This window comes from Nocardia sp. PLKS1-43 (assembly GCF_059510335.1).
In genome coordinates, this window is the sequence record NZ_JCAJZQ010000003.1 from 127,364 (window position 1) to 144,585 (window position 17,222).

19 protein-coding genes are annotated in these 17,222 nt (G+C 65.9%); 9 read left to right on the top strand and 10 right to left on the bottom strand.

Translation table 11 applies throughout. The features are described 5' to 3' along the window. Positions 1-68 precede the first annotated feature (68 nt). The 7 genes from AC5WS7_RS12455 to AC5WS7_RS12485 all read right to left on the bottom strand — a co-directional run bounded on the left by AC5WS7_RS12455 (position 69) and on the right by AC5WS7_RS12485 (position 6,109). Positions 69-440 carry a hypothetical protein gene (locus AC5WS7_RS12455; protein ID WP_495954614.1) on the bottom strand — a complete coding sequence of 124 codons (372 nt, stop codon included), beginning with the start codon at positions 438-440 and terminating at the stop codon, positions 69-71. Continuing rightward, complete coding sequence (locus tag AC5WS7_RS12460; protein WP_495954615.1) at positions 437-2,602, bottom strand: hypothetical protein; 2,166 nt, start codon at positions 2,600-2,602, stop codon at positions 437-439. Before AC5WS7_RS12460 ends, AC5WS7_RS12455 begins: the two co-directional genes overlap by 4 nt. Then, positions 2,599-2,910: a hypothetical protein gene (locus tag AC5WS7_RS12465; RefSeq protein WP_495954616.1), complete on the bottom strand. Its 312-nt coding sequence runs from the start codon at positions 2,908-2,910 to the stop codon at positions 2,599-2,601. The genes AC5WS7_RS12460 and AC5WS7_RS12465 overlap by 4 nt, the downstream gene beginning before the upstream one ends. Before the next feature lie 154 nt (positions 2,911-3,064). Continuing rightward, a complete protein-coding gene (locus AC5WS7_RS12470; RefSeq protein ID WP_495954617.1) occupies positions 3,065-3,778 on the bottom strand; it encodes an ESX secretion-associated protein EspG in 714 nt (237 codons plus the stop codon). Continuing rightward, on the bottom strand, positions 3,775-4,983 hold the full coding sequence (locus tag AC5WS7_RS12475) for a hypothetical protein (RefSeq protein ID WP_495954618.1): 1,209 nt from the start codon (positions 4,981-4,983) through the stop codon (positions 3,775-3,777). Before AC5WS7_RS12475 ends, AC5WS7_RS12470 begins: the two co-directional genes overlap by 4 nt. 119 nt (positions 4,984-5,102) lie before the next feature. Next, positions 5,103-5,732 carry a DUF3558 domain-containing protein gene (locus tag AC5WS7_RS12480; RefSeq protein WP_495954619.1) on the bottom strand — a complete coding sequence of 210 codons (630 nt, stop codon included), beginning with the start codon at positions 5,730-5,732 and terminating at the stop codon, positions 5,103-5,105. Beyond that, the gene (locus tag AC5WS7_RS12485) at positions 5,729-6,109 is read right to left on the bottom strand and encodes a hypothetical protein (RefSeq protein WP_495954620.1); all 381 of its coding nucleotides are present in this window, start codon (positions 6,107-6,109) and stop codon (positions 5,729-5,731) included. The genes AC5WS7_RS12480 and AC5WS7_RS12485 overlap by 4 nt, the downstream gene beginning before the upstream one ends. Positions 6,110-6,537: 428 nt before the next feature. On the opposite strand from AC5WS7_RS12485, the gene AC5WS7_RS12490 reads away from it, so the two are divergent. From AC5WS7_RS12490 to AC5WS7_RS12525, 8 genes are all read left to right on the top strand, one after another. After that, positions 6,538-7,290: an SDR family oxidoreductase gene (locus AC5WS7_RS12490; protein ID WP_495954621.1), complete on the top strand. Its 753-nt coding sequence runs from the start codon at positions 6,538-6,540 to the stop codon at positions 7,288-7,290. After that, a complete protein-coding gene (locus AC5WS7_RS12495; protein WP_495954622.1) occupies positions 7,287-8,168 on the top strand; it encodes an NAD(P)-dependent oxidoreductase in 882 nt (293 codons plus the stop codon). Before AC5WS7_RS12490 ends, AC5WS7_RS12495 begins: the two co-directional genes overlap by 4 nt. 67 nt (positions 8,169-8,235) lie before the next feature. Further along, on the top strand, positions 8,236-8,637 hold the full coding sequence (locus tag AC5WS7_RS12500; protein WP_495954623.1) for a carboxymuconolactone decarboxylase family protein: 402 nt from the start codon (positions 8,236-8,238) through the stop codon (positions 8,635-8,637). Positions 8,638-8,720: 83 nt separating this feature from the next. Next, positions 8,721-10,199, top strand: coding sequence for an FAD-dependent oxidoreductase (locus AC5WS7_RS12505; RefSeq protein WP_495954624.1), 1,479 nt, complete (start codon positions 8,721-8,723; stop codon positions 10,197-10,199). Positions 10,200-10,214: 15 nt separating this feature from the next. Continuing rightward, on the top strand, positions 10,215-11,075 hold the full coding sequence (locus tag AC5WS7_RS12510) for an LLM class F420-dependent oxidoreductase (protein ID WP_495954625.1): 861 nt from the start codon (positions 10,215-10,217) through the stop codon (positions 11,073-11,075). A gap of 36 nt (positions 11,076-11,111) precedes the next feature. After that, positions 11,112-12,347 carry a glycosyltransferase family 4 protein gene (locus tag AC5WS7_RS12515; RefSeq protein WP_495954626.1) on the top strand — a complete coding sequence of 412 codons (1,236 nt, stop codon included), beginning with the start codon at positions 11,112-11,114 and terminating at the stop codon, positions 12,345-12,347. Further along, positions 12,348-13,079, top strand: coding sequence for a class I SAM-dependent methyltransferase (locus tag AC5WS7_RS12520; protein ID WP_495954627.1), 732 nt, complete (start codon positions 12,348-12,350; stop codon positions 13,077-13,079). Next, positions 13,066-14,139 (top strand): prenyltransferase/squalene oxidase repeat-containing protein, encoded by a 1,074-nt coding sequence (locus AC5WS7_RS12525; protein ID WP_495954628.1) that lies wholly within the window; start codon positions 13,066-13,068, stop codon positions 14,137-14,139. Before AC5WS7_RS12520 ends, AC5WS7_RS12525 begins: the two co-directional genes overlap by 14 nt. 93 nt (positions 14,140-14,232) lie before the next feature. Here the strand turns inward: AC5WS7_RS12525 and AC5WS7_RS12530 are convergent, their stop codons facing one another. Further along, the gene (locus AC5WS7_RS12530) at positions 14,233-14,922 is read right to left on the bottom strand and encodes a class I SAM-dependent methyltransferase (RefSeq protein ID WP_495954629.1); all 690 of its coding nucleotides are present in this window, start codon (positions 14,920-14,922) and stop codon (positions 14,233-14,235) included. Between the two features lie 126 nt (positions 14,923-15,048). Between AC5WS7_RS12530 and AC5WS7_RS12535 the strand changes: the two genes are divergently transcribed. Further along, entirely contained in the window at positions 15,049-15,612 is a 564-nt protein-coding gene (locus AC5WS7_RS12535) for a TetR/AcrR family transcriptional regulator (RefSeq protein ID WP_495955159.1), read from the top strand. 27 nt (positions 15,613-15,639) lie between these two features. Here the strand turns inward: AC5WS7_RS12535 and AC5WS7_RS12540 are convergent, their stop codons facing one another. Together AC5WS7_RS12540 and AC5WS7_RS12545 are read right to left on the bottom strand one after the other, a co-directional pair. After that, on the bottom strand, positions 15,640-16,263 hold the full coding sequence (locus AC5WS7_RS12540; RefSeq protein ID WP_495954630.1) for a Uma2 family endonuclease: 624 nt from the start codon (positions 16,261-16,263) through the stop codon (positions 15,640-15,642). Between the two features lie 77 nt (positions 16,264-16,340). Then, entirely contained in the window at positions 16,341-17,207 is an 867-nt protein-coding gene (locus AC5WS7_RS12545; protein ID WP_495954631.1) for an alpha/beta fold hydrolase, read from the bottom strand. Positions 17,208-17,222: the final 15 nt, after the last annotated feature.

Genomic DNA, 17,222 nt, shown 5'->3' on the forward strand with positions numbered 1-17,222 from the left:
TCGAGCCGGAGCCGACTCGCGGACACCACGGATCTCGGCCGATGCGCGAATATCCGGACCCTTGAACGCTACTGCAGCCACGATATCGGCACACCCGCTTCCAAGGCGTCGTCCTCGTCGGTCCAGTCCGTCGGCTGGACAACGGCATTGCGGCCATGGTTGGCCGGGCGGGCGCGCTCTTCGGCCAGGCGGGCGCGCTCGACTTCCAAGCGCGCCGAGCGATCACGTTCCTCGCGCTCTCGGCGGGCCGCCAGTTCCCGGGCGGTTTCGATCGCCTGTCGGCGGGCCTGCTCGGCCAGTTGCTGCCGGAGCCCGTCGAAGGCCGCCGAGCCGTCGCGGGTGGTGCGGGCGTCGGCTATGAAGAACTTCTGCTGGGTCGAGCGGGAGTGTGCGCGGTACTCCTCGAGGAGTTGTTCCATATGTGCCGCATAGTTTTTCATTTGCCATCACCCATGTCGATCTCGATTTTCACACCGTCGGTACGTGGCGGGGCGGTCGGTGTGGGGACCGGCGCGGGAGTCGGGTCCGGCGCGGCGGGCAGCGGGGTCGGCTGGGGGACGGAATCCCGGTCCGGCCGAGAATCCGGCGACGCTGCCGGATTCGGCTCGTACATCGCCGCGGGCTCGAAATCGAGATTCGGCACATACGGCTCGAGCGGGTCGTCGATACCGAACTTGCCGCCGGAGGGCTGGGGGGCGGCGGCATCGATCACAGGTTTGCGGTCGGCGCCCGGATTCTTGGTCCACATCGGTTTGGACTGCACCACGCCGGTGGATTTGTGCTCGCCCTCGGAGCCCTTTCCGCCGCCGCCTCCGGTCGAGGGCATGTGGCCCATGGAACCGGCCGCGGAGGTTCCCGAGGACGCCGAGGATGTGGTCGCCGAGGAGTCGTAGGCGGACGTGGTCGTCGTCGTGGACGATCCCGCACTCGGAACCGACGAACCGGACTGCTGCGAGGAATCGCTGGTGATCGACTGGGTCGCGGATCCGCCGCCTGTCCCTGATGCCGAATAGCTTCCGCCCCCAGCACTATCCGTGCCTGTCCCGCTGCCGGCGGAGGACGTTGAATTGTGCGTGGTGGACGACTGCGTCGAAGAGTCGCCGCCACCCGGAGTGAAGAACGGGACGCCGTTCTTGATGCCCATCGTGTACTTCTGGGACTTCCCGTCCGGACCGGTCACCGTGGTGGTTATCGATCCGTCGGAACCCTGTGTCAAGGAAAGCTTTTCGCCGCCGATGTTGAAGCTCGCCAGGTTCTTCGAGCCGTTCGACGACGCGGCCGCGGTGGTGTTGCCGAAGATGCCGCTCACTCCCGACTGGAGAACGCTGGAGAGCTGGCTCGCGCCGGACTGCAATGTGCTCGTCAGCTGACTCACTCCCGACGACGCCGTTTGCAGGGTCTGCTCGGCCTGGCTCAGGAACGTCGAGAGCGGATTGCTCTGGGACGAGCTGGGATTCACCGACGTCGGGGTGGTCGGGTTCGTCGACGTGGACGGGACCTTGCTCTGATCCACGCTCGCGGTGCTCGTGTTCGTGTTCGGCGTCCCGCTTGTCGAGGGATTCTGCTGCCGGCTGGTGTCCTTGGACGGGTCCTGTGGCTTCGGAAAGGTGGTCGTATCCTTGTTATCCAACAGGTCGGTTACAGGTTTATACGCCTGCCTGATGTAGTAGTCAGCCAATTGACACTGATGAATGAAGGCGGTAAATGCTTCCCTGACCGCCAAGCCGAAATGGTCGGTCAACCATTCCTTGCAAATCTTGGCATTGTCCGCATTGCTGGCATCGTTGTGGAATTGGTGTTGTATCCGAAGACTATCAGCCTCCCCGTCGCCATGGCTTTCGTCACCTTTGCCCGCAGCAACAGATATGATGGTGGTAACCGGATCTTCACCCCCGTGGTCGCCCAGCCGCATCGCATGCCCCGCCACCGGACACTGATCCGTCGCGAAACCAGCAACAAAGTTCGCCTTGTCGGTAACGATCGCCGTCAGAGCTTCGGGCAATCCACCCATTGCCGAGGAAACCGCCTGCAAAAATTTGCTCTGCTGGTCAGCGTGAGCATGGAAGCCGACGAGATGATCCTGAGCCGCCCCACCGGACGGCCCCTCCCAAACCTCTGGCACTGCCGCCGCAATACTTTGCAGGTCATTGGTTACAGCATCGGAACTCATCTGCGTTCCCGACCCTGAGGATGCGGATTGCACCGCCTGCGCGAGAGCATTCAGACTGCCGATATTCATATGTCTCTGCTGGTCATAGTATCTACCTTCCAGAGAGATCATCAAACTATTCGGATCCTGCTTGGTATCGATACTCTTACCGTCGAGCACCTCACCATTGACGGTCAACGGCGGAACTTCGATGGAATCGAATCCGGGCAGTTTCATAAGTTCCCACACTCGGTGATACCGCACCAATGCCAGCCGAAACCACTCCAGCCCGAAGGCACCTCGGTCCAATATTTCATTGATCGTAGAACCAGTGATATTCGACTGTTTCCACGCATTCGCTATACTGTTGGCCCCATCATCCCGCAGAAAACGAAGTAGATTATTTGCCTCGGTCTGCTGCTGGCTCAGATATGCCTGTTCAGCATTGGTCACAAGGGCCCCAAATCACCGCTGACTTTGTTGACCTGCGCCGCATACTGCTGGTCACCGGACACGTGCGTTGTCACCGCATGTTGCAGTACCGCCACCGTCGCGCTGGACGCCTCCGACCACGAGTGCAGCATCGTGACGAGATCGCCCACCCCGGACGCGAGCCTCATCCCCTGCTCCCGATAATCCTGACCAGCGTGAGACGCGTCGAACCCGACGTTCGCGATCCCCGTCGCATGCGCCTTCATCGCTTCCGCGTGCGGTTCCATCTTCTTCGCCATGTCCGACACGGCATGTGGAACGAACAGCATCGCTCCCCCTCCTCACCTCTCGGCAAACATCCACAGGCACACCACTTCCGGGGTGTGCCGCATCTTCCGATGATGTCAGATGCACACCGTCGAGGACACCTGAGTGGCTGACAATCACCGGCTTTCGCGGAAGCAGGGCCGCTGGAGCGTGGCGTCAGTCGCGCCAGCTCGATGCCATTCGGGCGACCTCGCGGGCAACCATCTGGCGCGAGCACGGTTCGACGTGAAAGTCGTTGTACTGCTCGCGGAACGCGTAGCAGCCATCACCGTCCACATCGACCCAGCTCAGGTACTGCGGCGGGAAAGGGTGGGGGTCGCGGAGGGCGGCGCGGACCTCGATGTGGCCCCAGCCGGCGCGGCGGACCGTGAGTAGGTTGCGCATTCGCTGGGCGGTGTTCTCCTGCGTGCCGGTCCAGGATTCCAGGCTCACCTCGATCCGATCGATCGACTCGACCAGCGCTGGTCCGGTACCGGCCGGAACCGAGCCGACAACTGCGGCGAACACATTGGAAACGACTGCCGGAGAACCCATTTCGATGACGACATTGCCGCCGAACTCATCGGTCTGTCCTGGCCGCTGGAAGAGGGTGACGCCGATGCCGCCGTCGATCGCCCCGTATACCCGCAGTCGATGGCGGCGTTTGCCCAGCAGTGCCGCCGACACCTCGGGATCCGCCGCGACGCGAAGTACGGCCGACAGGTCGGGATCACCCCCGGCGGGAAACCTCGCCCGCAGTTCCTCGGCGGCTTTCGCCGCTGCGCTCTGCCATTGCACCGACGAGATCAGGCGCAGCGGAAAGGGATACCGATCCCTGTCGGTCTCCCGCCACAGATGCATGAACTCGTCGGGGCTGAACTCCCATTTCACCGATAATTGCCCTCACCGCTGTCCCGCTGCGTCTGCGCCGCAGGGAAATTCGCGCCGAGCGCACCACCCGACGCGGGGTCGAGCCGGCCGATCAGTTCTTCCTCGCGATCCATGATCAGATAGTCCGGCGTCTTGTGTTCGCGCTCTTCATCTTCCGACTTGCGTGCCCCGGCACCACCCATCCCCGGCATACTCGACAACCCGGAACCGCTCGCCGTCTTGGCGGCGTTGTTCGCCGAAGCCGCTGCGGCGGTGGCGTTTCCGGTGCCCGGAACGCTACGCCCCGCACCGCCGGAACCCAGGCTGTCGGTGCCGCTGCCCAGGCCGCCGAGTCCGCCACCGCCACCGGAACCCATGCCCCCGTTGTATCCGGCGGTCGAGGTCGCGGAGTTCGCGCTGGACGGATCCACCGACTGCGGTGTGGTACTCGAATTCGACGTTCCCTGGTTCGCCGCGTTCGAGGCCTGCTGCTGCGAGGACGGATCCGTACTCGTCGGATCCTTCTGCTGCGCGTTGTCCGGATTCCGGGAGTTGTCCTTGGTGCTGTCGTTGGTGGCGTTACCCGGGCTGGTACTCGACGGGCCGGTGTTCGCGGTGTTCGGATTGGTACCTGCGCCCGGCTTGTCGACCGATACGAATGTCGGGACACCGGTGCCTGCCGGGGCGAATACCGGGTCGTAGTTGTTCTTCATCGCCGCGATGGCGGTCTGGTGAAGTTCGTCCTCGGTGCGGCCCGCGGCCATGGCGGCGCTCGGAGCGGTCACTCCGAGCAGCTGCGACACCAGGGGATTTCCTGGTGTCGCAGCGGTTCCGGGAGCGGTCGATGCCGTACTGGGAGGTGGCACCGAAAGTTTCACGGCCTCGGCTCCGTCCGCGACCGACCGAATCCGCGCACCGACGGCGATTATCACCTCTTGCACCTGCGTGAGCTGCTGGAAGAACTTTTGCGCGGATTCGGTCGCGGCGTTGGCGATCTGCCCCTTCGCGCCCGTCGCCAGCGCGTTCTGAACGGCGAGATTCGAACCGAACAGGCCACCACCGAGGTTGGTCGCGATGTCGTTCCAGTGCGTCGCGTGAGTCTGCAACATGCCGGGCATCAACGACTGAGCGCCGGAATAGATATCTTGATGAGATTTGCCGGCCCAGTTCTCGAGGTCGTTGACGTAAGGATTATCGGTATCGCTGTACGACAGTTGGCTCTGCAAGCTCTGCGCCCCAGCCCTGGCTGTATTTGCATCAGCTATCGCAGAGGCTGCTTTGGGATCTACTCCGAAAAGCTGGGTCAGCAAGGAATTCGGCGAGCCGCCCCCCTGATTGGTCATACTCAGTTATCCTTCCCGATCTCCGCCTCGATAAGCGTTGCAGTATTCAGCATGCCATCGCAGGCAGGCGTCTCCTTCACCTCTCCCGGCAAATTGAGGTCAGTGAGCACCTGAACGAAACCGGCCTTGGTCCTGAGGTCGATCTCGCAAGTCTCCGGGAATTGCGGGTCGCTAACCCACATAGCCTGTCGACCGTTTACTGTGGTCGGCTGATTTCTACCCGCAACCTTCTGCAGGTCCTGATCCCAGGGGACATTTCCAGAGATCAGCCTCAGCCCTTTTTTGGCGCCTTTGAATCCACATGTCAGGAAGGTTTGCTCCGCAACGAAATCTGTTACCCTGTGGCGCGACGACGGGTCGAAACCAGCTTTTTGAATGGCCTGATCACTAATCCAGGTGCACGGATCGAAAACCACCTTGGGGAGCCCGTTCGAGTACTGGTTATTGTCCTGGGACGGCGGCTGGATCTTCGGATTCGTTAGCGTAGGTCGCACTGCCGTGGTTTCAGCAGTTGATGATGCCGACTTCGCACCGCTGGTATCCGCGCTCGAACCATCACTATTACTCGACGTACAGCCAACCGTCGCCGAAAGGACCGCCGCGCAGATACACACCCAAGCAGATACCCTCACTTGCCAACTCCCTCGGTCGCAACCTTGATCGCCTGCTTATGCATCTCGTCTGCTTCCTGAATCCGTTTTGCAGCCAGAAGATGCGCAGCAGCCATTTCGAGAGCTGCTTCCTTCGCACTTTCCAACGCTGTGACCAGTGCGGCAGCTTTACGCTCGAACCCAGATTTGAGCTGTTGAGCTGAAGCGAAAGTACCGAACCCGTCGAGATCATGGAGAACCTTGGCCGCCTCCAATTGCGGGTCGAGCGTGTTCGTGACCAGCCGCTGATACGCCTCGGCGCACTTCCTCGCGACCCCCTCCTCCATCGTGAACGTCCCCGCGACCGCCTGTTGATACAAGCTCTTCGCTGTTGACACCCCCACGTCCGCGTCCCCCATCGCGCCCCCTCCTCGACTCTCTTCTGGATCATCGCACTCTGGAAGACCTTACTTCACCGGCTATCCCAACGCTGGAATCCATCACTCCCCCGATCCCGCCCCCGGCCTTGTTCACCACCCGGGACACCCCGGACATAAGCCCCGACCCGCACGCCCACCGAACCAAACTGCAACAGGTTCTTGCGCTGGCAGCGACTTCGACCATATAGTCCGTACACGTGTCCAGACAGCATGGGAGCTACCGGTGAGCGAGCGAACGACGCGGGTGTGCGTCCGACGTCGCACGGCACCGGCGAGGGGGCGACGTGCGCGGACAGGCGCCCGTGGGCCCGTGAGCTCGACGCGCCGGATTCGAGGAATGTCCGCCGAGCACCACTGATCGCGACCGCCGAACAAGCCGAACAATCTGCCGCAGAGGAGTTTTCACCATGGCCCGTTTCACCGGACGATCCGCGATCGTCACCGGCGCAGCGCAGGGTATCGGCGCCGTCTACGCCAAGGCGCTGGCCGCCGAGGGCGCGAAGGTCGTCGTCGCCGATCTGAACGCGGACAAGGGCGAGGAGGTCGCCAAGCAGATCGTCGCCGACGGCGGGACCGCCGCGTTCCACCGCGTCGACGTCTCCGACCCCGAGTCGACCACCGAACTGGCCGAATTCACCGTCGCCGAATTCGGCGGCATCGATCACCTGGTCAACAACGCCGCGATCTACGGCGATATGAAGCTGGACCTGCTGCTGACCGTCCCGTGGGACTACTACAAGAAGTTCATGAGCGTGAACTTCGACGGCGCGCTGAACATGACCAGGGCGGTGTGGCAGCCGATGTCCAAGGGCGGGGGCGGCTCGATCGTGAACCAGTCCTCCACCGCCGCGTGGCTGTACTCCGGGTTCTACGGGCTGGCCAAGGTCGGGGTCAACGGCCTGACCCAGCAGCTGGCCACCGAACTGGGCGGCTCCAAGATCCGGATCAACGCCATCGCGCCCGGACCGATCGACACCGAGGCCACCAAGACCGTGACCCCGGGCAATATGGTCAAGGACATGGTGAACCGGCTTCCCCTGAAACGCATGGGAACTCCGGAGGACCTGGTCGGCGCGTGCCTGTACCTGCTGTCGGACGAGGCGAGCTGGGTGACCGGCCACATCCTCAACGTCGACGGCGGACAGATCATCCGGTCATGAGCGAGAACGACACCCCCGTCGGGTTCATCGGCCTGGGCAACATCGGCGCGCCGATGGCCAAGCGCCTGCTGGATTGGCCCGGCGGACTGGTGGTTTGCGATATGCGGCCCGAGGCGCTGGAGAAGTTCGTGGCGCGCGGCGCGAAGGCCGCGGCCACGGCCGCCGAGGTCGCCGAACAGGCCGCGGTCATCTCGATCGTGGTCGTCGACGACGAGCAGGTGCGCTCGGTGGTCTCCGGGCCCGACGGCATCCTGAGCACCGCCCGGCCCGGCACCGTGGTCGCCGTGCACTCCACCATCAGCGACGAGACCGCCGTCCAGCTGGCCGAGGAATGCGCTTCGCGCGGAGTGCAATTCGTGGACGCCCCGATCAGCGGCGGCGCGGGCGGAGCCAAGGAGGGCAATCTCGCGATCATGGTGGGCGGCACGGAGGCCGCCTACGAGAAGGTCTCCGAACCCTTCGGCCGCTTCGCCGGACTGGTCGTGCACGCCGGCGAGGTCGGCGCGGGCACGCGAATGAAGTTGGCGCGCAACCTCTTGCACTTCGTCTCGTTCACCGCCGCGGCGGAGGCGCAGCGCCTGGCCGAGGCCGCCGGACTGGACATCACCGATCTGGGCAAGGTGGTCCGGCATTCCGACGCCATCACCGGCGGCGCGGGGGCGATCATGTTGCGCGACACCACCGCACCGGTGGCCGAGGACGATTTCTGGCATTCGATCCTGACGCACGTGCGGGAGCTGGGCGAGAAGGATCTGGCCCTGGCCCTCGCGGTCGGCGATCGGCTCGAAGTCCCGCTACCGTTCGCCCGGCTGGCTCTGCGGGGCCTGGGCGCCGGCCTGGGCGTGGGTCCCGGCGATATCGCTCAGGAGCGAGGATGAGCGACAATCGCGCAGCTAGTCGTCCTCGCCACCGGATGCGGGTGTCCCGCGGATCACAGGAGCAGTCATGAGCGAGGAGACCGCCGCCGAACGCCGCGCACGCGGGCTGGCGAAGATGTCCGAGGTGTACGGCTGGGACTTCGCCGACGGCCCCGGCGACCACTTCGCCGTCACCGCGGACCACCTGTTCGCCGATATCTGGTCCCGGCCCGAACTGAGCATCCGGGATCGCCGGCTGCTGCTGATCGGCGCGCTCACCGCGCAGGGCATGTTCGACGTCGCGGAGATCCAGATCGGCTCGGCCCTGGGCAACGGCGAACTCACCCCGGCACAACTGCGCGAGATCGCGCTGTTTCTCTGCCATTACGTAGGCTGGCCTGCGGGAACCAGTTTGGACAGCGTGGTGGGCAAGGTGGTGGCGCGCCACGAGCGCAAGGCCGCCCGCGCCGCGGAGAATCCCACCGAATGAGCCTGTGACCGGAGTCTCCGGTACCCGCGCAGCAGGATGAAGACCCCGACAACCGGCGATCGAACCAGACAGGAACCGCAGCAATGTCCGAAACCACCACCGTACGACCGCAGCGCGCGAACGCGATCACCGAATGGGATTTCGAGGCCGACGTGGTGATCGCCGGATACGGCGTCGCGGGCGCGTGCGCGGCCATCGAGGCCAAGCGGGCCGGCGCCGACGTGCTGGTACTCGAGCGCACCGGAGGCTGGGGCGGCGCGGCATCGATGTCGGGCGGATTCATCTACCTCGGCGGCGGCACCGCACTGCAGAAGGCGCTGGGCTTCGAGGACACGCCCGAGAACATGGAGAAGTTCATGACCGCGGCCCTGGGCCCCGGCGTGGACGCCGCGAAGATCCACGACTACTGCCAGGGCAGTGTCGAGCACTTCGATTGGCTTGTCGCCCAAGGTGTTCCGTTCAAGGAGGAGTTCTGGGGCGAGCCCGGCTGGGAGCCCGCGCACGACGAGGGCCTGATGTACTCCGGCGGGGAGAATTCCGCGCCGTTCAAGGACATCGCGACCCCCGCGCCGCGCGGGCACCTTCCGCAGATGCAGAACAAGCGGATCGGTGAGCAGGGCGGCGGCTACATGCTGATGAAGCCGCTGATCGACACCGCCGAAAGTCTCGGTGTGCGTGCGGAATACGACATCCGCATCCAGCGCCTGATCGTGGACGAGGACGACCGCGTCGTCGGCGTGGTCGCCAAGCGGTACGGCAACCTGGTCAATGTGCGCGCCCGCCGCGGCGTCGTGCTCGCGACCGGCAGTTTCGCCTACAACCAGGAGATGATCGAGGCCTACGTGCCGCGGCTGCTCAATCGCCCGGCCGCCTCGATCGAGGAGCACGACGGCATCGGCATCCGGGTCGCGCAGGCCTTGGGCGCGCAGGTCGCGCACATGGACGCGGCCGAGGTGGCGTTCTTCGTCGATCCGCAGATGGTGGCCCGGGGGATCATGGTCAACGCCCGCGGCCAGCGCTACATCACCGAGGACACCTACTGCGGCCGGGTCGGCCAGGCCACCCTGAACCAGCAGGACAACAAGGCCTACCTGATCATGGACGAGCAGGCGCTCGAGGCCGCGCTGGCGACCGAGAGTTCGGTGACGTTCTTCCGGCAGCCGCCCAAGTGGGCCGCGGAGACCGTGGCCGAACTCGAATCCGATATGGGCCTGCCCGAGGGCGCGCTGCAGACCACCGTCGAGGTCTACAACAAGCACGCGGCCGAGGGTTCGGATCCGTTGCTGGGCAAGAAATCCGAGTGGGTCAAACCGATCGGCACGCCGCTGGCCGGTTTCGATCTGCGCGAGCACACCGGCGGATTCACCCTCGGCGGGTTGAAGACCGATCTGGATTCGCGCGTGCTGCACGTGTCCGGGGATCCGATTCCGGGGCTGTTCGCAGCGGGCCGGTGCACCTCCGGCGTGTGCACCGGCGGGTACGCCAGCGGCACCTCCCTCGGTGACGGCAGCTTCTACGGACGTCGCGCGGGCAAGGCCGCCGCGGCCCCTATTCGAGACTGAAAGGAGTACGGGCCCATGCGTTTCGGCATCGTCCTGTTCACCAGCGATCGCAACATCAGCCCGGCCGCGGCCGCGAAGGGCGCGGAGGATCGCGGGTTCGCGTCGTTCTTCGTTCCCGAGCACACCCACATCCCGGTGAAACGTGAAGCGGCACACCCGACCACGGGCGATGCCAGCCTGCCCGACGACCGGTACACCCGCACGCTCGACCCGTGGGTGGCCCTGGGTACGGCCGCCGCGGTGACCTCGCGGATCGAATTGTCCACGGCGGTGGCGCTTCCCACCGAACACGATCCGATCACCCTGGCCAAGACCATCGCCACGCTCGATCACCTCTCCGGCGGCCGGGTCAGCCTGGGCGCCGGATTCGGTTGGAACACAGACGAACTCGCCGACCATGGGATTCCGGGCGCCAAGCGGCGCACCGCGTTGCGCGAGTACATCGAGGCGATGCGCGCGTTGTGGACCCAGGAGGAAGCCTCCTACGAGGGCGAATTCGTGAAATTCGGTCCCAGCTGGGCCTGGCCCAAGCCGACGCAGGACAAGATCGACGTGCTGATCGGCACCGCGGGCACCGAGAAGGGGTTCCGCTGGATCGCCCGGTCGGCCGATGGCTGGATCACCACCCCGTACGAGCAGGACCTGCTGCTCGAGCGGCTGCAACTGCTGCGCAAGGTGTGGCAGGAGGCCGAGCGCACCGGCACCCCGCGCGTGGTCGCCCTGGCGGGCAAACCCGATCCGGCGCAGCTGACCGCATGGGCCGAGGCCGGGGTCACCGACGTGCTGTTCGGCCTGCCGGACAAGCCCGAGGCCGATGTGCTGGCCTACCTCGACCGGCTTTCTGCCAAACTGGCGCCATTGGGCCTACCGGCCTGACCGTCCCCGTCCTTTCGCCGAGAGTGAGACCTTAGCGTGCGTATCGCCCTGCTGTCCTACCGCAGCAAGACCCACTGTGGGGGACAGGGGGTGTACGTGCGGTACCTGAGTTCGGGACTGGCCGAACTCGGCCACGAGGTGGAGGTGTTCTCCGGCCAGCCCTATCCCGAACTGCTCGATCCGCGGGTGCGGCTGACCGAGGTGCCGAGCCTGGATCTGTACCGCGACGAGGATCCGTTCCGCACGCCGCGGCCGAGCGAGATCCGGGATCGGATCGATCTGCTCGAACTGGGCACCATGTGGACCGCGGGCTTCCCGGAACCGCGCACCTTCAGCCTCCGCGCGGCACAGCTGTTGCGCTCGCGCGCAGCGGATTTCGACGTGGTGCACGACAACCAGTGCCTGGGCTCGGGGCTGCTGGACATCGCCCGGCAGCTGCCGGTGGTCGCCACCATCCACCATCCGATCACCCGGGACCGAGCGGTGGATCTGGCCGCCGCGCCGTGGCGGCGCAAGCTGTTCGTGCAGCGCTGGTACGGCTTCCTCGGCATGCAACAGCGCGTGGCCCGGCAGATTCCGGATCTGATCACCGTCTCCTCCTCCTCGGCCACCGATATCGCCGACGATTTCGGCGTCGCGCCCGGGCAACTGCGGGTGGTGCCGCTCGGTGTGGACACCGAGCTGTTCCGGCCCCGTGCGGGACGCGTCCCGGGCCGCATCGTCGCGGTCGCCAGCGCCGACAAACCGCTCAAGGGCATATCCCATCTGCTGCAGGCGGTTTCGCGGCTGCGCGTGGCGCACGACGTGGAATTGCAGCTCGTCGCCAAGCTGGACCCCGACGGGCCCACCGAGAAATTGATCGCCGAACTGGGCCTGGCCGACGTCGTCACGGTCAGCAGCGGCCTGTCCGACACCGATCTGGCCGAACTGCTCAGCTCCGCCCAGATCTCCTGCATCCCTTCGATGTACGAGGGTTTTTCGCTACCCGCGGTGGAGGCGATGGCCAGTGGCACACCATTGGTCGCCAGCCGGGCCGGGGCACTGCCCGAGGTGGTCGGCGATTGCGCCGAACTGGTCGAACCGGGCAACGTGGACGAGTTGGCCAGGGTCATCGGCGGTCTGCTGGATTCGCGCCGCCGGCTCGACGATCTCGGCGCGGCCGGGCGACGCCGGGCGCTGTCGGTGTACAGCTGGGAAGCCGTTGCCGCACAGACTGTTTCGGTGTACGAGCAGGCCATCTCGAGGTACCGCACGGACGAGGAGAGCAAGTAGATGTTGACCGTCGATTTCGACCGGCTGGGCGTCGGACCGGGCACTCGCGTCATCGATGTGGGCGCGGGTCTGGGGCGGCATTCCTTCGAGGCGTACCGCCGGGGCGCGGATATCGTCGCCTTCGATCAGAACGCCGATGATCTGGCCCAGGTCAAGGTGATGTTCGGGGCGATGGCCGAGGCGGGCGAGGCGCCCGAGCACGCGCGTGCGGAGGCGGTGCAGGGCGATGCGCTGGCGCTGCCGTACGAGGACGGCGAATTCGACGTGGTCATCGCCTCGGAGATCCTCGAGCACATCCCGGCCGACGATCGGGCCATCGCCGAGCTGGTGCGGGTGCTCGCGCCCGGGGGTGCGCTGGTGGTGACGGTGCCACGCTGGCTGCCCGAGCGGATCTGCTGGCTGTTCTCGGACGAATACCACGCCAACGAGGGCGGGCACGTGCGGATCTATCGCGCCGACGAATTGCGGCGCAAGATCGCCGGTCTCGGTATGCGATTCATCCACAGCGCCCACGCGCACGCGCTGCACTCGCCGTACTGGTGGCTCAAGTGCCTGGCGGGCGTATCCAACGACAAGCATTGGGCGGTCACCTCCTATCACCGAATGCTGGTGTGGGACATGATGAAACGACCGTGGCTGACCCGGACCGCGGAGTCCGCGCTGGATCCGCTGATCGGTAAGAGCGTGGCGCTGTACTTCACCAAGCCGGCGGTGCGGCGTGGCGGATTCTGAGCTGCCGGCGGTCGCCGGGGTGCTGACCGCTGCCCAGATTCGCCGTACCGCGCAATCCATTGCCGCACAACAGGAACCCGATGGCGCGCTGCCGTGGTTCAGCGGCGGGCACACCGATCCGTGGGATCATCTCGAGAACGCCATGGCGCTCACGTCGGCGGGACTGCTGGACGCGGCCCGCGCCGCGTACGCCTGGTCGATGCGTACCCAGCGTCCGGATGGCAGCTGGCCCAGCGAGTTTCGCGCCGGAGCCGTGGCGATCGAGGACGCCGACACCAATTTCTGCGCCTATATCGCCACTGGGGTCTGGCATTACGTGTGCAGCACCGGGGATCGCGAATTCGGCGCCCGGATGTGGCCGACGGTGTGCGCGGCCATCGATTACGTCGTCTCGCTGCAGCAGGGGCGCAACGGCGAGATCTACTGGTTGAGCGGCCCGAACGGCCCGGTTCCCGAGGCACTGCTGACCGGCTGCGCGAGCATGTTCCACAGCATTCGCTGCGCACTGGCTCTGGCCGGACTGCTGGGAATCCCTCAGCCCGAATGGGAGGTCGCGGCGCTGCGGCTGGGCCATGCCATCCGGCATCATCCCGAGGCGTTCGGCGAGAAGGACCGCTATTCGATGGACTGGTACTACCCGGTCCTGTGCGGTGCGTACGACGGTGCGGACGCGATGGCCCGAATCGACTCCCGCTGGGACGATTTCGTGGTCGGCGATCTGGGCATCCGCTGCGTCGCCGACCGACCCTGGGTGACCGGTGCGGAGACCTGCGAGCTGGTGCTGACTTTGGACCGGCTCGGCCATCGCGATCGCGCGCTGCGACTGCTCGCGGCCATGCAGCACCTGCGCGAGGAGGACGGATCCTATTGGACCGGACTGGTTTTCGCGGACGGCAAACGCTGGCCCGAGGAACGCACCACCTGGACCGGGGCGGCGATGATCCTGGCCGCCGACGCGCTGTCCCGCACCACACCCGGTAACGGGATCTTCCGCGAACTCGCCGTGCCGATCGACATCACCGACGGATTCGCCTGCGACTGCGTGGGTTCGCGCCGCTGAGCAACGAGTTCACGCTGCCCGGCCGGCGATTCGCACCCCGGGCGCTCCGGTTCGCGCCGCCGAACCAGGGCCGAGCCAGAAGTCCGCGCCGAGCTACGGCGCGGACCACGCCTCTTGGTTGCGGCCGCCGCAACCGGTGTCGCGCTCCAGGACGCGCAGCGACCCGGTGGCCGACACCTCGCGGAACTTCCCGCCGTCCAACGCCTTTCGATAGATGTTGTACGGCGCGCGGCCGCCGTCGGCCGGATCCGGGAACACGTCGTGGATGGCCAGCGCGCCGCCCGCGGCGACCCAGAGCGCCCAGTTGTCGTAATCGCGCTGGGCGGCCTCCTCGGTGTGCCCGCCGTCGATGAACAGCAGCCGGATCGGCGTGCGCCACATCTTCGCGACCGTGGCCGAGGAGCCCAGCACGCCCACGACGGTATCGGTGAGTCCGGCGCGCACGATCGCGCGGCGGAATTCGGTGACGGTATCGAATTTCCCGGTTTCCGGATCGACCAGCGAGCTGTCGTGGTACTCCCAGCCCGGCTGATGTTCCTCCGAACCCTGATGGTGATCGATGGTGTAAACGGTCGCCCCGGTTTCCCGCGCGGCCGCGCCGAGATATATCGATGATTTCCCGCAATAGGTGCCGATTTCGGCGATGATTCCGTCACCGGCGTATCGGCGCGCGGCCTCGTACAGCGCTCGCCCTTCCTCGGGCGGCATGAAGCCGGTTGTTTGCTCGGCAATGTCGAACAATTGCGTCGTGGCCGTGGAAATCACCGGATCGGCACGAGTCATCAGCGGAGAACCTTTCTGTCGGCAAGCCCGCGCGCAGATAGCCGCGGCGGTGCGAGTTGCCCTCGAAGCGGCACCATAGTAGCATCCGGACACGTGTCCGATCCCCTTTCCGCAGAGCCGCCCGCGGTGAATATGGAGGCTACCCGCCGCCGCCTCACCGAGAAACAGGCCGACACCGTCGACCGGCTGACCAGGGCCGCACTGGAGGTGCTCTCTCGCGAGGGTTTCGCCGGTCTGACCGTGCGAATGGTCGCGGCCACCGCGGGCGTCGGCACGGCCACCGCCTACACCTACTTCTCCTCCAAGGAGCATCTGGTCGCGGAGGTGTTCTGGCGCCGGCTGGCCGCAACCCAGCCGCCCATCGCCGACCTCACCGACCCGATCCGGCGCGTCGTCGCGGTACTGCGCCAGATCGCCATGCTCGTGGCCGATGAACCCGCCCTCGCGGGAGCGGTAACCAGCGCTTTGCTCGGCACCGATCCGGATGTCTCACACCTGCGCACCCGAATCGGCACGGAAATTCGCAAACGCCTGCTCGAGGCCCTGGGCCCGGACGCCGATCTCGATATCGTGGAAACCCTGGAATTGCTCTACGCGGGCGCCCTGGTCCGTGCGGGCGTCGGTTACGCCTCCTACGCCGAAATCGCCGACCGTTTGGAAAAATCCGCGCTCCAGGTCCTCACGAACTGAATTCCATCCGGAGAAATCGATCGGAATTCACAGGACGAGGTCACTCAACCGATTCCAATCGACCTGAATCCGAATGGGCAGATCCACCGCGAACCCGGTACCCGGTTTCAGGACGTGCACCGGCCTGTAGTGTCCGACACCATGGTCGAGCGCGTAAGTCTCGATCGATGTCACCTCACTGTCCGAAACACTCACCAGCCAGTACCACGGAATCCCGGCTGCCGCGTACTCCCACATCTTCTCGAGCCGATCGGTCTTCACATGGCTGGGCGAGATGACCTCGACGGCGATCTTCAGATACCGCGCGGGCACCGGTCGCACATCCGGCGGAACACAGTCGAAAAGCGCGACGTCCGGGCGCCGGATTGTCGTCCGCGGCACCTCCCAGAGCACTATGTCGAAGTCGTGGTTGGCATCGAGGCAAGCGGAGGGATCCTCCGACATGAACTCGCGCGCTGCGTCCTCGAACATCCCGAGCAGCCGATGGACAGCCTTCTGATGCGCCCGCGTCGGCGATTCACACCGCACCGCATCTCCGTTGACGACCTCGACCAGGCGGCAGAACTCCTCGGGGAGCTCACGCCAGATATCCAGAGTGATCGGCTCCGGCTGCACATTCTCCGGACGAGCCCAATCGAAGATCGGTGACATGTGTCGAATTCTAAAGGGCGGCGTCGACCGGATACCCGATGGTGAAGTCGATCTCTGCAGTTGTCGGGACGATCTTTTCAATCGCCGTCGAGAATCTCGCGCAGCCGGCGGGCGAACGCTTCCGGCTGCCCCGGGTAGCCGTTGCCCGGACCGGTGAAGCCGCCGTGGTGGCTGGGGAATACCGCCGGTCGACCGCCGAGCAGGGCCGCGGTGCATGCGGAGGTGCGGTCGGTGAGAGTGCCCGCCGACTCCTCGCCCACGGCGATCACGATCCGCGTCGCGGCGGCGGTGAGGGCGTCGACGTCCGGGCGGTAGTCCGTCACCGCGACCGAGCGGTCGGACAACAGCGGGTCGTCACGTGAGCCGTCGTCGGCGGTGGGCATACCGAACATGGCCGGGTCGGCCGGGGGCTGGGCGAAGAACTCGTCGGTGAATTCGCCCTTCCACATGGTCACCGCCATGAAGGCCGCCATTCCGGCGCCGAAACCCTTCGCCTGGTAGGCCGCCCGCATTCCGGCGAAGGCGCGCATCGCGGCCTCGGCGTCGGGCAGCACGGTGGCCAGCGGCGGCTCGTGCGCGACCAGAGTCGTCACATCACCGGGATGGGCGGCCACGAGGGCCAGCGCGGTGATCGCGCCGCCGCTGCTGGCGAACATCTCCACGGGTCCGGCGCCGAGCGCCTCGATCACCGCGTGGATATCTGCCGCCTGGGTCTCGGGCACGCTGTCCGTGCGCCCGTCACTGCGGGTACTGCGGCCCAGACCGCGCGGATCGTAGGTGATCGAGGTGCGGTCGGGCAGTTCGGCGACCAACGCCCCGAACCCCTCGGCGCACATGGGCTGACCGATCATGAACAGCGGCGGTCGCCCGTCGGCGGTGGGCAGCGGGCCGTGGACGTCGTAGACAATCCTCGCGCCCTCGGTGTCGAGAGTATGCGTCGTCATGCCACTGTCGACGGC

Bases quoted from the DNA above. Each gene is read 5' to 3' on its own strand.
- AC5WS7_RS12455 (WP_495954614.1), bottom strand. From the start codon at position 440: ATGAAAAACTATGCGGCACATATGGAACAACTCCTCGAGGAGTACCGC.
- AC5WS7_RS12465 (WP_495954616.1), bottom strand. From the start codon at position 2,910: ATGCTGTTCGTTCCACATGCCGTGTCGGACATGGCGAAGAAGATGGAA.
- AC5WS7_RS12485 (WP_495954620.1), bottom strand. From the start codon at position 6,109: ATGGGGGACGCGGACGTGGGGGTGTCAACAGCGAAGAGCTTGTATCAA.
- AC5WS7_RS12490 (WP_495954621.1), top strand. From the start codon at position 6,538: ATGGCCCGTTTCACCGGACGATCCGCGATCGTCACCGGCGCAGCGCAG.
- AC5WS7_RS12495 (WP_495954622.1), top strand. From the start codon at position 7,287: ATGAGCGAGAACGACACCCCCGTCGGGTTCATCGGCCTGGGCAACATC.
- AC5WS7_RS12500 (WP_495954623.1), top strand. From the start codon at position 8,236: ATGAGCGAGGAGACCGCCGCCGAACGCCGCGCACGCGGGCTGGCGAAG.
- AC5WS7_RS12505 (WP_495954624.1), top strand. From the start codon at position 8,721: ATGTCCGAAACCACCACCGTACGACCGCAGCGCGCGAACGCGATCACC.
- AC5WS7_RS12510 (WP_495954625.1), top strand. From the start codon at position 10,215: ATGCGTTTCGGCATCGTCCTGTTCACCAGCGATCGCAACATCAGCCCG.
- AC5WS7_RS12520 (WP_495954627.1), top strand. From the start codon at position 12,348: ATGTTGACCGTCGATTTCGACCGGCTGGGCGTCGGACCGGGCACTCGC.
- AC5WS7_RS12530 (WP_495954629.1), bottom strand. From the start codon at position 14,922: ATGACTCGTGCCGATCCGGTGATTTCCACGGCCACGACGCAATTGTTC.
- AC5WS7_RS12540 (WP_495954630.1), bottom strand. From the start codon at position 16,263: ATGTCACCGATCTTCGATTGGGCTCGTCCGGAGAATGTGCAGCCGGAG.
- AC5WS7_RS12545 (WP_495954631.1), bottom strand. From the start codon at position 17,207: ATGACGACGCATACTCTCGACACCGAGGGCGCGAGGATTGTCTACGAC.